Origin of the sequence: Paenibacillus sp. E194 (assembly GCF_000935845.1) — a bacterium.
Lineage (GTDB): Bacteria > Bacillota > Bacilli > Paenibacillales > Paenibacillaceae > Paenibacillus_B > Paenibacillus_B alvei_B.
This window is the reverse complement of record NZ_JMDX01000149.1, coordinates 1-15,396: the sequence shown is the minus strand read 5'-3', so window position 1 is coordinate 15,396 and position 15,396 is coordinate 1. Positions and strand designations below refer to the sequence as shown.

The following is a 15,396-nucleotide window of genomic DNA, read 5'->3' as shown; positions in this document are numbered from 1 at the left end:
CTCTTAATCCATCTTCTTATGAAGGATGTTGATTTCTCCATTTCAAGAGATGGATGGGAATGATTCTACTTGGAATGTAATCCATGAGAGTTGCATGATTGTAATGTAAGATGCAATCCATAAGTCATTATGCAAGGGAGGGAATGGTTCTTGAATCCGATGGTATGGGTACTCATTACTCTGACATTAATTCCTGCACTGGAAGTGTACGGTTTCGTACTGATGAGCAACTGGGTAGGGGGCTGGAATACGTTCCTGTTGATATTGCTTACCGGGGTTATCGGAGCAGTAATTGCGCGCTACGAGGGGAATCAAGTGTTGGCAGAAGCTCAGAAGCAGATGCAAGCGGGGCAAATTCCGGGACGTTCTGCTGTAGAAGGCCTATGTATTCTTGCAGGAGGAATCTTGCTGCTTACACCGGGATTCTTTACGGATATTATTGGCTTCACACTAGTATTTCCGCTGACTAGACCGATCTATAGGCACTATCTGCTTAAGTGGTTGGAGAAAAAGATGAAGGACGGAAATTTTATTTATTTCCGTCGTTTCTAATCTTGAAATATACACGCCTGCTGTATGGTGAAGAACCATGTGGCGGGCGTTTTTGTGTGCATTGTCTACATTTGAACAGTGCCTTTTTTTATTTTCTTCCACTGATAATATACGTCTGTAAATCCAGAAAGACATTTGCACGCTTCATGGCAGACAGCAGAACGAGGGAGACGGGGCCGACAATAAGTCCGAGGAAGCCGAACAACTGCATGCCGACGAACATGGCAATTAGCATGAGGAGCGGATCAAGACCGACTGTTGACGCCAGTACCTTCGGCTCCATAATCTGCCTCGTGAGCAGGACGATGGCATACACGATAAGTAAGCCAATGCCAAGCGAACCTTGATCAACGGCAAAGCAGTATACAATCCATGGAATCATGACAGCACCGACACCAAGGTATGGCAGCAAATCGATAATGCCGACGAGAAGGCCGATGGTGATTGCATAATCCACGCGCAGAACAATGAGTCCTGTTGTAATGATGAACATCGTAATGGAAATCAGAAACAACTGGGCTCGCAAGTAACCGAATAGGGCCTGCTTCAGATCGCCCCAGATCGTACGCATGGATTGATTAATGGAAGCAGGCATGGCACGTGCAGGGATGCCCATCCAACGCGACCAGTCCTTGCTTATGAAGAAGGCGGATAAGAGAATGATGATCGAGATGGATGCCACATTTGGAAGGCTGGACAAGAGACGGACGATCGCATCCAGAAAAGAGGTGATGAAGTTGGTGATCACTGTCGTTATCTTTTCTGCAGTGCTCGATAAGTTACTGTTGATCGAGCCTTGAAGATTTGGATTATCTTTGTATAAGGAGCCAAGCGTTTCAAGAAATGTGCGAACCTTATCATTTTCGAACAGCTGAATAAAGAATTCCCTCCATAGACGTAGAAAATGATCCATAGAAATGGACAGATTATAAACCTCTCTCACCACACGTGTAACTACCGCTGCCGCAACCGTTAGCATCGACGTAATGAACAGGGTCAAACATATCGTAACACTTAGCCATCGCGGCATACGGAACTGTTCTGACATCCACTCAACAACGGGATTGAGCATTAGAGCGATCAGCCAGGCAATGAGAAACGGATAGAGCAGGGGGACTAATAGATAGCAGGATAAGAGTATAAGTATACCAACGGTCAATACCCACCCTCCGCGAAGAATACGCTTGATGATGTGCTGCTCCATGATCTCAATCACCTCCATGAATCTAATGTAAATCCTCGGTTTCCCAGCACGTCCGATCTGGGAGGACGACCCTCTCTATATGCTATGCGCCATACCCAATTTCCTTGATTTTTTCTTTTTATCCTCAATGATTTCAAGAGGTTTAAAAAACGTTTATACCTCTGATAAAGCATTTCTATCCATATTTTTCAACTGAAACCGTTCACATTTCCGACATTATCCATTATCATTATTATAGAAAAACTTGCCTTTTTTTCCGGGGCGGAATACATCGAAACACATCGAGATAACACAGGGAAAAGGAAGATGGGATGGTATTAGGTTACATATGCAAAGGAGAGAGGGCAGATGACAGCAACGAAAGGTTTGGAAGGCATAGTTGCAACGACTTCTTCTATTAGCTCAATCATCGATGGTGTGCTAACATACCGCGGTTATAATATCGACGATTTGGCCGATCATACGACATTCGAAGAAGTTATTCATTTATTGTGGTTCGGCAAGCTGCCAAATCAAGAGGAACTTTCGGAGTTACGCACTCGTCTGGAGAAGAGCGCTGCAATTCCTTCAGCCGTTGTTGAACAAATGAAATTGTATCCGTCAGACGCGAATACGATGGCTGTTCTCCGTACTGCGATTTCTGCATTGGCTTTGTATGATGAGCAAGCGAATGACACGGGGCATGACGCTAATGTACATAAAGCCATTGCGCTGCAAGCACAGCTACCAACTGTGGTCGCGGCTTTTGCACGCGTTCGTGCAGGGAAGGAGCCGATTTCTCCGAAACCGGGTCATTCCATTGCTTATAATTTCCTATATATGTTAACTGGCGAAGAGCCTTCCGATAGCGCTGTATCTGCTATGGACAAGGCGCTTGTCCTTCATGCGGATCATGAACTGAACGCCTCTACATTCGCTGCCCGGGTTACGGTTGCTACCTTGTCGGATATGTACTCCGGTGTTGTATCGGCAATCGGCGCGCTGAAGGGGCCGCTGCATGGGGGAGCCAATGAAGCGGTTATGGTGATGCTGGAGGAGATTGCTGACCTTGATCGTGTTGATGATTATATTCAGTCCAAGCTTGACAACAAGGAGAAGATTATGGGCTTCGGGCACCGTGTATATAAGAACGGAGATCCTCGGGCGAAGCATCTGCAGAAAATGTCCCATGAGCTTGGAGAAGCGTGTCAAGATATGAAGCTGTATGATATGTCTACACGCATTGAGTCTCTCGTTACTGGACAGAAGGGACTGAAGCCGAACGTTGACTTCTATTCAGCATCTGTCTATACCATGCTGGGCATTCCGAGAGATTTGTTCACGCCTATCTTTGCAATCAGCCGCGTATCCGGCTGGACAGCGCATATTTTGGAGCAGTTGGACAATAACCGTATCATTCGCCCGCGTGCAGAGTATACAGGCCCATCCAGTCAGTTATTTATCCCGATTCAAGAACGGTAATTATCAACTTAATTGAGATAAATGTAGAAGTTTTTGAAAACATAGGTTGTCTTACAAATTGACGGGTTGCTACAATAGAAGAGTAGCTCCCGTTAGCTGTTTGTGTGACAATGAAATTGAAGGAGGAACATCTGTGATTCAATTGGACAAATTTGCACCACCAACCGAAGGCGAGAAAATTAAGATTGAGGATGGCAAGCTTCAAGTTCCTGTTCATCCAATTATCCCGTTCATTGAAGGGGATGGCACAGGTCGTGATATTTGGCGCGCATCCAAGCGTGTATTGGATGCAGCTGTTGAGAAGGCATACAACGGCGAACGCAAACTTGCATGGTATGAAGTATTCGCTGGCGAGAAAGCATTCAATGAATACGGTGAATGGCTGCCGAATGATACGCTGGAAGCCATTCGCGAGTACATTGTAGCGATTAAAGGTCCATTGACAACGCCAATCGGCGGCGGCATTCGCTCACTGAACGTTGCACTTCGCCAAGAACTTGATCTGTACGTGTGCTTGCGTCCAGTACGTTATTTCGACGGTGTTCCTTCTCCTGTTAAGCATCCTGAGCTGGTTGATATGGTTATTTTCCGTGAGAATACGGAAGACATCTACGCTGGCATCGAGTATGCTTCCGGATCGGAAGACGTGAAGAAAGTGATTCAATTCCTCCAAGAAGAAATGGGAGTGAAGAAGATCCGCTTCCCTGAGACATCAGGTATCGGTATTAAGCCTGTATCCTCCGATGGATCCAAGCGTCTTGTCCGTGCTGCGATCGAATATGCGATCAAGCATAACCGCAAGAGCGTGACGATCGTACACAAGGGGAACATTATGAAGTTCACTGAGGGTGCGTTCAAGAATTGGGGTTATGAAGTAGCGGAGCAAGAATTCGCAGAGCACACATTCACATGGGGACAATATGACCGCATCAAAGAAGCTGAAGGCACAGAAGCTGCGAACAAGGCGCAAGCAGAAGCTGAAGCAGCTGGCAAGGTCATCATTAAGGATGCAATTGCAGATATCGCATTGCAGCAAGTATTGACTCGTCCGAAGGAATTCGATGTCATCGCGACATTGAACTTGAACGGCGATTACTTGTCTGATGCATTGGCTGCTCAAGTTGGCGGCATCGGCATCGCACCTGGAGCGAACATCAACTATGTGACAGGGCATGCGATCTTCGAAGCAACGCACGGTACTGCTCCGAAATATGCGGATAAAGACGTAGTAAACCCAGGTTCTGTTATTCTGTCTGGTGTTATGATGCTTGAGCATCTTGGCTGGCAGGAAGCTGCAGACCTCATCTATAAAGGTATGGCAAACGCCATCAACAGCAAGACAGTCACTTATGATTTTGCGCGTCTGATGGAAAACGCGACAGAAGTAAAATGCTCGGAGTTTGCTGACCACATCATCAATCATTTGAACTAGGAGGTCGAATCCGAATGGCTATTCGACGCAACAAGATCACAGTCGTTGGTGCTGGTTTCACTGGAGCGACAACTGCTCTTATGTTGGCTCAGAAAGAACTTGGAGATGTTGTATTAGTAGATATTCCTCAGTTGGAGAATCCGACGAAGGGCAAGGCGCTTGATATGTTGGAGGCTGGCCCGGTTCAAGGCTTTGACAGCCGAATTACAGGAACATCGAACTATGAAGACACGCAAGATTCCGATATCGTCATCATTACAGCAGGGATAGCTCGCAAGCCTGGTATGAGCCGTGATGATTTGGTGACTACGAACGCGAGCATTGTGAAGTCGGTATGTGAGAATGTGAAAGCTTATTGCCCGAATGCCTACGTGATTATTTTGAGTAATCCGGTAGATGCAATGACATTTGCAGCGTTTGAAGCACTTGGATTCCCTAAAAATCGCGTAATCGGTCAATCCGGCGTTCTGGATACCGCTCGCTACTGCACATTCATTGCAGCAGAGTTGAACGTATCCGTAGAAGATGTACGCGGCGTCGTGCTTGGAGGACATGGGGATGATATGGTGCCGCTCGTTCGTTATACAAGCGCAGGCGGAGTACCGATTGAGAGCCTCATTCCACAAGAACGCATTGCGGAAATCGTACAGCGTACACGTGTAGGCGGCGGTGAGATTGTCAATTTGCTTGGCAACGGAAGTGCTTACTACGCACCAGCTGCTTCCATCGTGCAAATGGCGGAAGCCATTTTGAAAGACAAAAAACGGATTCTCCCGGTCATCGCTTACCTCGAAGGGGAGTACGGTTATGATGCTTTATTTATGGGCGTACTGGCTGTACTCGGTGGAGATGGTATAGAGAAAGTGATCGAGATCGAACTGACGCCAGAAGAGAAGGCTGCACTGGATAAGTCGGCTGAATCCGTCCGTAACGTTATTCAAGTGGTCGCTGGAGAACGTGTATAATGCAATGATTCCATTATTTATGAACATTGTGACAAATCTCATAGAAATATCAAGAAAGACATCGAATATTTCGGTGTCTTTCTTTGTGTTAGTAAGTAAATTTTAGTATAATGGAACGAAGATTGAACCATATCATGTCTATGGAGGGAATGTATTTCATGTACAGTGCCTTTAGTCTTTTGCACATTTTAGGTGCAGTAGCAATGGGGTTTTACGCCATTGTTCCATTTATCGTAGGGAAATTAAACAAGCTGTCTACAGCAGGACAAGAGGGGCTGCTCGTGGGCGTGGGAACGGCGAATCGTCTGGGACAGTATTTCTTAATCGTTCAGTTCATTACAGGCGGTTATCTCATGAGCCAAGCGAAGTACAGTGTGCTCTGGATGGTATTGACAACGGTTGTCTTCCTAGCGATTGCTGCATTTAGCGGCATCATGGGCAAGCAAATTAAGCTTGCAGCACAGTCCGCAAAAAGCGGTAAAGCGGATGCAGCAGCTACAGGCAAGATTCGCACTTTCAGTACGCTTATCTTCGTATTGTTCATCGTCATTGTTCTTCTGATGGTTTATAGCTATAAGTTCATTACGGTAACGGCAGGATAATAGAATCGCCCGGTCAGACTTACGTCTAGCCGGGCGATTTTTTTTGAATGTCGCTATGGTTGGTCTAAGATTCTAAACTAATCGATGAGCGATACAGCCTGATCGTCTTCATTACTGAAAAAGGAGCCGGTCATAATATAGCGCCATACATCCCGGAACACATGAGCTTTCTGCAACGCAGTAAGCACGACGAGGGCGAGAATCCCAATAATGATGCCAGGTACTCCAAACAGCTTCAAACCACCATAAAGAAAAATGAGAAGCAGAAGCGGATTCAGTCCAATGCTGTCCCCATATACTTTCGGTTCAAAGGCGTGCCGAGTAACGAGAATAATAGGCCACATAATGAGCAGTCCTGTTCCTAAAAATACATTTCCTTCAACATAGGCGAATACAGCCCATGGCACAACGATAGCAGGGATGCCGACTAATGGGATCAGGTCTACAATGCCGCCAATAAGCGCGATGGTGAATGCATATTCGACTCCTAGTACAAGCAAGCCAAGAAAGAAGACTAATGCGGTAATACTGGAGAGAATAATATGGCCCTTAATATAACCAAACACGGCGTTCTGCAAATCATTTGTCACTACGCCAAGAGAGCGGCGTACCCGTTCTGGAATGAGTGTGTTGCCCTTGGATGAAATCGTATTCCACTGTTTGCTGATTAAGAATGTAGCTACCAAGACAATGACTGTGATAACCGCAAGCTTAGGCAGGAATAAGACGGTAGCTTTCAAGAAATGAAACAAGTAGGTGACTATTAACGTGCCTCCGCTAGCAATCGTTCCCGTGTATTTTGACAGCGATGATTTCAAGTCTGCAAAATTGAATGTATCATTCATGTCGGTGAGAAAATGCTGGAACTCCGCAGAATAGAAATAGGCTTCAGCCTGTATTCTCCATTCCATTATCTGATTCTGCACGATCCCCATAATATGCCATGATTCGGAAATGATCTTCGTCGTGAATAGATACAGAATTCCTGCGATGATGGCTGCGAAGAGCAGTAAGGCCGTCATCACGGCGAATCCACGGCGGAACCTCCAACGCTTCTCCAAAAAACGACGATTGGATTCATCATGTATGCAAGCAGCCAGGCAATCAGAAACGGGCAAATGATCGAAAAACCGAAATAGAATACCGCTGTAAACGAAGCAATGATCAGTAGTACCCATGCTGCTCGGAAGATGCGGTGAACGAGAGTAGGATTGAAAATAGGCATTCATGACTTCCTTTCTATGAAATCAATCTGTGGTGTTGGTATTTCCATTATTGTAACAAACACATGAATTCATACTCGACTTCACATATGTGTCTATGACATCAGCTCTTAGGTATGCTCTTCTTCATCCGATAGAGATATTTCATCCAAAGTCATGTTGAAGCTCGGAGCGAGCGTAGTCAGGAAATATTGTACCTCTGGCATATTCAGCTGCTTCAGTTTCTGTTCCGTCTGGCGCTTGGCGACTTCGAACTCGCGATTGCCAGCAGCTAGCTCACTGATGCATTTGACGTAGGCATCTAGCAGATCGGCTGCCTTCACATAACTTCGCAACTCATGATCTCCTTGCGAGTCAATGAGGGGCGTGTAGATGCTTTGCAATTCGGGAGGAATCATCCCGACTAAGCGTTCGGCGGCCAACTGTTCAATTTCACGGAAATTGTTCAGCAGTCGGGTGTTGTGGTGCTTGACAGGAGTAGGAATGTCGCCTGTAAATACTTCGGTAGCATCATGAAATAAGGCCAATGCTACAGCTTGCCCGGTATCTACCTGCTTATGGAACACCTCATTTGCAATCGTGCACAGCATATGGGTAGTCATCGCAACATGGAAGGTATGCTCCGCAACATTCTCTTTGTCTGTATTACGCATGAGACTCCAGCGTTCGATATGCTTGAGCCGGTACATATAGGCGAGAAAATGATGGGGTTTGGTTGTTGAATTCTCAGTTGTACTCATAGGTTCCTTCCTTTCAGGGGGATATCTAGACGCTCTACAATTGCAGCAATCAGTTGACTGTGGATTGTCGCAGGATATAGGCGTGGAAAATGCTTCGATTAGGTGCACGCCTTGTGATATTATAATAGCATTGGAACTCATTTAACGAAATTGTAACAAAGACTACTTCCCGATGCTTCCGAGATCTGCATCAAGAACACTCATTTCCCGGGATGATTAGAGATGAGAGGAGCAAGTTCATGATGACATCATTTTTGCAGAGTGTGTACGATTTAATTGTAGAAACGTCTACAAATTTGCCAGGGGATGTAAGGCGCGCGATTCAAGAGGCACAGGCACAAGAGGATGCTGCAACGCGTTCCGGCTTGTCCTTGAGCACAATCGCTCGGAACATCACCATGGCTGAGAAAAATGTGTCGCCGATATGTCAGGACACAGGCATGCCAACCTTTATTGTACATACACCCATTGGAGCGAATCAAATCCAAATGAAGAAAGACATTCGCGAAGCGATTAGCCGCGCAACGAAAGAGGGCAAGCTTCGTACGAATTCAGTTGATTCCTTAACAGGAGCGAACAGCGGAGATAACCTAGGACCAGGCACGCCGGTCATCCACTTCGAGCAGTGGGAACGTGAAGACATTGAAGTGAAGCTGATTCTCAAGGGCGGTGGATGTGAGAATAAGAACATTCAATACAGTCTCCCTGCGGAATTGGAGGGGCTCGGCAAGGCAGGCCGTGATCTGGACGGCATTCGCAAGTGTATCCTGCATGCTGTCTATCAGGCTCAAGGGCAGGGCTGCAGTGCAGGCTTCATCGGTGTTGGCATCGGTGGCGATCGAACGACTGGATATGATCTTGCGAAGCATCAACTGTTCCGCAAGGCGGATGATGTGAATCCTCATTCTGATTTGGCACAGCTTGAGCAGTATATTATGGAGAAAGCTAACGAACTAGGAATTGGAACGATGGGCTTCGGTGGTGAAGTTACCCTGCTTGGATGTAAAATTGGCGTGATGAACCGTCTACCAGCAAGCTTCTTCGTATCTGTTGCCTACAACTGCTGGGCATTCCGTCGTCAGGGCGTGCTTATCGACAGCAATTCGGGAGCTATCCGCGAATGGATATATGAGCGCGGAACAGAGGTTGCTATGGCAGCTTCACAGGAATCAGAGAACGCAGGACAAGTCGCAGCTGCCTCCGAGCAAGGAGGGAGTCGTCAAGTCGTGCTGGCTACTCCAATTACGGAGGAAGCGATTCGTTCCTTGCGTGTGGGCGATGTTGTCATTATAAATGGGGAGATGCACACTGGCCGTGACGCCCTTCATAAGTACTTGATGGATCATGATGCTCCGGTTGATTTGAATGGGGCAGTTATCTACCACTGCGGTCCTGTCATGCTGAAGGATGAGGAAGGCTGGCATGTCAAAGCTGCTGGTCCGACGACGAGTATTCGCGAAGAGCCTTACCAAGGTGATATTATGAAGAAATTCGGCATTCGTGCTGTTATTGGCAAAGGCGGGATGGGAGCGAAGACTCTGGCTGCCTTGCAGGAGCATGGCGGGGTGTACTTGAATGCAATTGGCGGTGCTGCGCAATATTATGCAGAGTGCATCAAGCGTGTAAACGGCGTTGACTATATGGAATTTGGTATTCCAGAAGCAATGTGGCATTTGGACGTAGAAGGATTTGCAGCAATTGTTACGATGGATTCCCATGGGAACAGCTTGCATGCAGATGTGGATCGGAGTTCGCTTGAGAAGCTGTCTCAGTTCAAGGCTCCGGTATTCTAATGAATCGAAAAATAAAGTTCGATCGTAATGTCGGTCTGATCGTGAACGATTGGTTCGAACGGTATATGTACTTGCTTATCCCCAGCTGCTTGGTGCTGGGGGTTCTTTGTAGTGAGCCATTGCTTCCGTTCGTGCCCTACGTTCCGTGGATGTTCGGACTTGTTACTTTCATTATGGGGCTAGGATGTGGACGCCGTGATGTGATGGGCGCCTTTCGGCAGCCGGTTCTATTCGCGGCCGTATTCATTCTGACGCATATCATCTCACCGATCGCAGCCTATGGGATAGGCACGCTTCTGTTCGGTGCAGGATCATCTTATACTGCTGGGCTCGTTCTGTTCACGATTATCCCGTTAGGGATATCTTCTGTGCTGTGGGTGGAGATGGCGAGAGAATCTGTCCCTCTGATGTTGGCTCTAGTGGTCATGGACTCACTGCTTAGCCCCATCGTTGTTCCCGCATCGCTGTCTGCGATGTTCGGGGCTACCATTGCATTCGATGTATGGGCGATGCTGCTTGATTTGCTGTGGATTATTGTGGTTCCAACCGCAGCAGGCATTTGCATATATGAATGGTCAGGAGGCAAGGCCAAGGCATCTGCTGCGCCCGTGCTTCTGCCTGCATCGAAGGCTGCATTTGTTGGTGTTGTACTCTTGAATGCAGCAGCGATTGGCCCCTATGTGCGGGCATGGGGGAGTGAGGCAATAGGGCTGTTCTTCGTCGTGCTGCTGCTCGTCGCCGTCTGTTATGCACTAGGCTGGGGATTGAGCTTTATGTTCAAGCGCAGCGGCACAGCAATTCAGGGGACGTTGGGCTTCGCTTCAGGGATGCGCAATATCTCGCTTGGTCTAGTGCTAGCGATGAGGTACTTCGGGCCGGAAACAGCTGTTGCTGTTGTGCTCGCCATATTAATTCAGCAGCCAGCGGCAACCGTTTATCATGCAATTTTACAAAAGATTAATAAACTTTCTGCTGGTCAAACGGAAAAGGGATAAGTAGGATTAATACGTAGACAGTAACAACAATGAATTGAAGCAGAGAGAAGGAGTAGAAGCATGTCACGTTTTCGCACAAGGTTGACCTTTGTGTTTGTCTTGCTTATCGGTATTTCAGTGCTAACAGCGGGCATTTATATGGCATCTACATTCAAGACGAGTCATATTCGGCAGCTTGAGCAAAATATGTCCCGGGAAATTATGCTCATCGAGCAGACCCTAGTTTGGAAGCAGGCAGACAACTTCGAAGAGATTGCCAGCTACTACACGGACTGGGCTCGCAAGCTGCATGATAGTGCTGACGCAAGGGTTACGTTCATACTGAAGGATGGAACCGTTGTCGGAGATTCTGACCGTCCAGTAGCTGAGTTGGATAATCACTTGGACAGAGAAGAGATCGCTGCTGCGAAGAAGGATGGATTAGGATCCAAAATTCGCTATAGTGACACCCTTCGGCAAAATATGCTGTATGTTGCTAGTCCTGTTCATACTCCAAACTTCGATGGCTACGTACGCTTAGCAATGAGTCTGGAAGATGTTGAGAGCAGTGTCCGTGAGTTGTGGGCTTATCTAGCGATTGGGCTTGCTTTATTGTTCCTTGTTGCAGCTATTGTCAGCTACCGAATCGCTTATAACATGACACGGCCAATTGAGAACATGACCCGCGTCGCGATGCGTATTGCGCAGATGGACTATCGGGCACGAACACAATCTGTCGGGAAAGATGAGATCGGGCAGCTTGGATCTGCGATTAATGCGATGGCTGATAGTCTGCAGATTCAGATGTCGCAAATTCGAGAGAAAGAAAGCCGCCTTCAGGCAGTGCTTGAGCATATGATTAATGGCATTGTTATGATTGATGCGCAGGGCCAAGTAGGCCTGTTGAATCGCAAGGCGGAGCATATATTAGGCATTAAGAGCACCGAGTGGATCGGGCGCACCTTCGAAGAGGTTCGAGCGCCTCTTGAGATGCAGCAAATGACTGCTGAGGTGCTGGAACGCAAAGTAGCGAGTCATGATGAGATTACACTGTATTATCCAGAAGAGCGTCTGCTTGATGTTAGTGTAGTACCTGTTTACTTCACAGACAATGAATGGGCAGGTGTATTGCTTGTCATGCAGGATGTATCTGCAATTCGGCGCCTTGAACGAATGAGGAGTGAATTTGTGGCTAATGTGTCCCATGAATTGAAGACACCGATCGCCGCGGTGAAGGGATTTGCGGAGACCTTAATGAATGGCGCGATGAATGACCCAGAGATAGCATCGTCATTCCTGCAGATCATCCATGATGAGAGTGAACGGTTGAATCGCTTAATTGGCGATATATTGGAGCTGTCTAAGATAGAGTCGAAGCGGGTGCCGCTGCAATATTCCCCAGTTCAGGTCGATCTATTCTTGGAGAAGACGGTGGAGATGCTCCAGAAGGAAGCTGATAAGAAGCGAATAGATGTCCTTCTGAGTACAGAACAAGATATGTATGTGGAGGCTGACGAGGATCGCTTCCGTCAAATTGTACTGAATCTCTTGTCGAATGCGATTAATTACACGCCAGAAGGCGGTCACGTAAAAATTGTGGCAATGTCGATTGAACATAGCGAGAACGGGGAAGCTGAGTGGATTCGTCTGACTATATCCGATACAGGCATCGGTATTCCGAAGAAGGATTTGCCGCGCATCTTTGAGCGCTTCTACCGTGTTGATAAGGCACGATCTCGCAGTTCCGGAGGAACTGGCCTAGGCTTGTCCATCGTGAAGCATCTCGTGGATGCTCATCATGGATTGATTCGCGTAGACAGTGAACTTGGCGTAGGTACGACGTTCACTATCGAATTGCCTGTCGTGCAAGATATTCAGATGTTATCGAATAGTGTAAAGTAAGCCAAGCAATGAGATCGGCTGGCTTTCATTAGTTTTCAACATTTTCAAAAAATGCTTGGTCAACATCACATGATATATGTTACGATAATGTTGAGAAACGATGAAGAAAGACGATTACGTATAATCGATTCGACTTTCGGAGGAAGATTATGTCAGAGATTAAAGTATTGGTAGTTGAAGATGAACCGACACTGGCGCGACTGCTGTCCTACAACCTGACTTTGGAAGGGTATGAGACAACGGTTGTCGATCATGGGACTCAGGGCTTGCAGATGGCGCTCCATCGCAAATTTGATCTTATTGTTCTTGATATTATGCTTCCGGGAATGAACGGTTTCGAAATATTGTCGCGAGTAAGACAGGCAGGGATTCGTACCCCCGTGATTGTTCTAACTGCTCGAAATGCAGAGGAAGAGGTCGTACAAGGTCTGAAATGTGGTGCTGATGACTATATTACGAAGCCATTCGGTGTTGCAGAGCTGTTGGCAAGAGTGGGAGCGGTGCTAAGACGGACATCTAGTGACGGAACAGGATTGACATTATCCGAAGAGTCTGATGACAAGATGATTGCACTTGGCGATCTGCGGATTTATCCAGAGAAGTATGAGGTTACGCTTCATAATGATCTCATTCCACTGCGGCCTAAGGAATTTGAAGTATTGTTATATTTAGTACAGCGCCCTGGAACAGTAGTAACACGAGACGACCTGATGAACGCCGTATGGGGGTTTGACTATATTGGCGGACAGCGGACAGTAGATGTGCATGTCAGCTCTCTTCGCAAGAAGCTTGAGATGAATCAACAATCTGTGCAGATTGATTCGATTCGTGGCGTGGGCTACAAGCTTGTCGTTCATAAGAAGCAGGGTGTGCTTCCATCTTAGGTTGCAAGAAAATTAGAATATGGAATCTTTAATATAGTAGGGCTGTCCCGTCACATCCGATGTGATTGTGGGACAGCCCTATTTGTCTTTTATTGATCTGATCAACCATCCAGTATTTACATTATCAATCATATAGATTATTATTAACCTATGTTATTAGTAACCTAATGAGGTGTTTTTCGATGTCGATCAAATATGCCATACTGGGGCTTCTGAGCTGGAAGCCGGCTTCCGGCTATGAATTGAAGAAGATTTTTGAGGACTCATCAGCGATGTATTGGTCCGGCAATAACAATCAAATCTATAAATCGCTTGTTCAGCTATTGGATGATGGTCTGGTTACCAACGAAATCAAGCATCAGGAAAGTTCTCCATCCAAAAAAATTTACAGCATTACAGATGAGGGAATGCGCCGATTAAAAGAATGGGTGCTTGAAGAACCTGAACTTCCTGAGCTTAAGAACACGTTTCTCATCCAATTGGCGTGGGCGGATCAACTGAGCGACGAGGAATTATACGATCTGCTGGATCGGTATGAGGACAAGATCAACCTGCAGCTCGTCTATCAGCAAGAAAAAATGAATCGCGGACTCCCAGAGCCGAATCGAAATGAGCGGGAAGCCTTTTTGTGGAATAAAATTTCTGAAAATCTGCTGTCCAGCTATCGCAATGAACTGAAATGGGTGCAGGGAATTCGCATGGAGCTTAAGGAAAGAAATCAAATGAAGGAGAGAATGACTATGAACTATAAACTCGTCGAAAACGAAATGAAGCCATATCTCGAATTGATGGCAAGCGACACGCCGCTAAGTACGGAGCAGGATGCTGCAGATTTGATTGCATTGTGCAAGGAACATGATGTTGAGTTGCTTCTGGTACACGGGGAAGCTCTTGCTGGGGAGTTCTTTAGTCTTAGAACGGGCGTAGCGGGAAGAATGATTCAAAAATTTACGAACTATCATGTGAAGACGGCTGTCATCATTCCCGATCCATCGTTAAATAGAGGCCGCTTTAAGGAAATGGTGGGAGAATCCAATCGCAGCAATCATTTCGGGGTTTTTGAAACGCGAGCAGATGCGGAGAACTGGCTTATTCAGTAACGGTTAATCGACGTTAAGAGAAAGTAAGAGAAACGAATATGTAATTTCCAGAATGGCGGGGATGTAAGTCGCAATTTTGACGAGGCCTTGCTGTATACGATACCTGGTATCGTACGGCATGATGAAGCAACGCCTCAAGAGCAGGATGTTCGAAGGCTGTTTTCTTGTAGTGGATCACTACAAGAAAACAGCTTTTTTTATATTGAATGGTGTATAAGTGTAGGAGAGAAGGTTCCTTTAGGAAAAATTTAGGTTGAAATTGATTGACAATTTATACCTCCAATCATATTATACGAGTAAATAAAACTGACGGAGTAAATTTAATAAGGATGTGTAATAAAATGAAACAGAAGCAGATGATGACGCTGGTGCATTATGATCAGCTGAAGCAATTGAGTGATCCCCTTCGCTGCCGCATCGTAAGCCTCCTTATTCCGAAGTCGTATACCGGGCAGCAATTGTCACAGGAACTCGAAATTCCGCGGGCCAAAATTCACTATCATTTGAATGAGCTGGAGAAGCATGAGTTGATCGCAGTGGCAAAAAACGGAGGTTAAAAAACGG

14 protein-coding genes are annotated in these 15,396 nt (G+C 46.4%); 11 read left to right on the top strand and 3 right to left on the bottom strand.

Going from position 1 to position 15,396, the window contains the following annotated elements; genetic code table 11:
* Positions 1 to 159 precede the first annotated feature (159 nt).
* Positions 160 to 552 (top strand): FxsA family protein, encoded by a 393-nt coding sequence (locus AZ66_RS19145; RefSeq protein ID WP_036590083.1) that lies wholly within the window; start codon positions 160 to 162, stop codon positions 550 to 552.
* 88 nt (positions 553 to 640) lie between these two features.
* Here AZ66_RS19145 and ytvI (AZ66_RS19140) read toward each other — a convergent pair whose 3' ends face one another.
* Positions 641 to 1,756, bottom strand: coding sequence for a sporulation integral membrane protein YtvI (gene ytvI, locus AZ66_RS19140; RefSeq protein ID WP_021258999.1), 1,116 nt, complete (start codon positions 1,754 to 1,756; stop codon positions 641 to 643).
* A gap of 348 nt (positions 1,757 to 2,104) precedes the next feature.
* On the opposite strand from ytvI (AZ66_RS19140), the gene citZ reads away from it, so the two are divergent.
* The 4 genes from citZ (at position 2,105) to AZ66_RS19120 (ending at position 6,216) form a co-directional block, all read left to right on the top strand.
* Positions 2,105 to 3,217, top strand: a complete 1,113-nt coding sequence (gene citZ / locus AZ66_RS19135; RefSeq protein WP_044356288.1) for a citrate synthase — start codon at positions 2,105 to 2,107, stop codon at positions 3,215 to 3,217.
* Positions 3,218 to 3,350: 133 nt separating this feature from the next.
* Entirely contained in the window at positions 3,351 to 4,649 is a 1,299-nt protein-coding gene (gene icd, locus AZ66_RS19130) for an NADP-dependent isocitrate dehydrogenase (RefSeq protein WP_021252158.1), read from the top strand.
* Between the two features lie 14 nt (positions 4,650 to 4,663).
* A complete protein-coding gene (gene mdh / locus AZ66_RS19125) occupies positions 4,664 to 5,614 on the top strand; it encodes a malate dehydrogenase (RefSeq protein ID WP_021258996.1) in 951 nt (316 codons plus the stop codon).
* Between the two features lie 158 nt (positions 5,615 to 5,772).
* Positions 5,773 to 6,216, top strand: a complete 444-nt coding sequence (locus tag AZ66_RS19120; RefSeq protein WP_044356287.1) for a hypothetical protein — start codon at positions 5,773 to 5,775, stop codon at positions 6,214 to 6,216.
* 77 nt (positions 6,217 to 6,293) lie between these two features.
* Here the strand turns inward: AZ66_RS19120 and ytvI (AZ66_RS19115) are convergent, their stop codons facing one another.
* Both ytvI (AZ66_RS19115) and yfbR read right to left on the bottom strand, forming a co-directional pair.
* On the bottom strand, positions 6,294 to 7,445 hold the full coding sequence (ytvI, locus tag AZ66_RS19115) for a sporulation integral membrane protein YtvI (RefSeq protein ID WP_231586951.1): 1,152 nt from the start codon (positions 7,443 to 7,445) through the stop codon (positions 6,294 to 6,296).
* A gap of 104 nt (positions 7,446 to 7,549) precedes the next feature.
* Positions 7,550 to 8,179, bottom strand: a complete 630-nt coding sequence (gene yfbR / locus AZ66_RS19110; protein ID WP_044356286.1) for a 5'-deoxynucleotidase — start codon at positions 8,177 to 8,179, stop codon at positions 7,550 to 7,552.
* Between the two features lie 242 nt (positions 8,180 to 8,421).
* Here yfbR and AZ66_RS19105 point away from each other — a divergent pair, with 242 nt between their 5' ends.
* The 6 genes from AZ66_RS19105 (at position 8,422) to AZ66_RS19080 (ending at position 15,389) form a co-directional block, all read left to right on the top strand.
* A complete protein-coding gene (locus AZ66_RS19105; RefSeq protein WP_044356291.1) occupies positions 8,422 to 9,972 on the top strand; it encodes a fumarate hydratase in 1,551 nt (516 codons plus the stop codon).
* Positions 9,972 to 10,967 (top strand): bile acid:sodium symporter family protein, encoded by a 996-nt coding sequence (locus AZ66_RS19100; RefSeq protein WP_052648660.1) that lies wholly within the window; start codon positions 9,972 to 9,974, stop codon positions 10,965 to 10,967. Before AZ66_RS19105 ends, AZ66_RS19100 begins: the two co-directional genes overlap by 1 nt.
* A 60-nt stretch (positions 10,968 to 11,027) precedes the next feature.
* Positions 11,028 to 12,848: a two-component system histidine kinase PnpS gene (gene pnpS / locus AZ66_RS19095; RefSeq protein WP_021258992.1), complete on the top strand. Its 1,821-nt coding sequence runs from the start codon at positions 11,028 to 11,030 to the stop codon at positions 12,846 to 12,848.
* Between the two features lie 149 nt (positions 12,849 to 12,997).
* Positions 12,998 to 13,732 (top strand): response regulator transcription factor, encoded by a 735-nt coding sequence (locus tag AZ66_RS19090; RefSeq protein ID WP_021252150.1) that lies wholly within the window; start codon positions 12,998 to 13,000, stop codon positions 13,730 to 13,732.
* Positions 13,733 to 13,914: 182 nt separating this feature from the next.
* On the top strand, positions 13,915 to 14,832 hold the full coding sequence (locus AZ66_RS19085; protein ID WP_044356285.1) for a DUF4180 domain-containing protein: 918 nt from the start codon (positions 13,915 to 13,917) through the stop codon (positions 14,830 to 14,832).
* Between the two features lie 341 nt (positions 14,833 to 15,173).
* Positions 15,174 to 15,389: an ArsR/SmtB family transcription factor gene (locus tag AZ66_RS19080; protein ID WP_052648657.1), complete on the top strand. Its 216-nt coding sequence runs from the start codon at positions 15,174 to 15,176 to the stop codon at positions 15,387 to 15,389.
* Positions 15,390 to 15,396 lie beyond the last annotated feature (7 nt).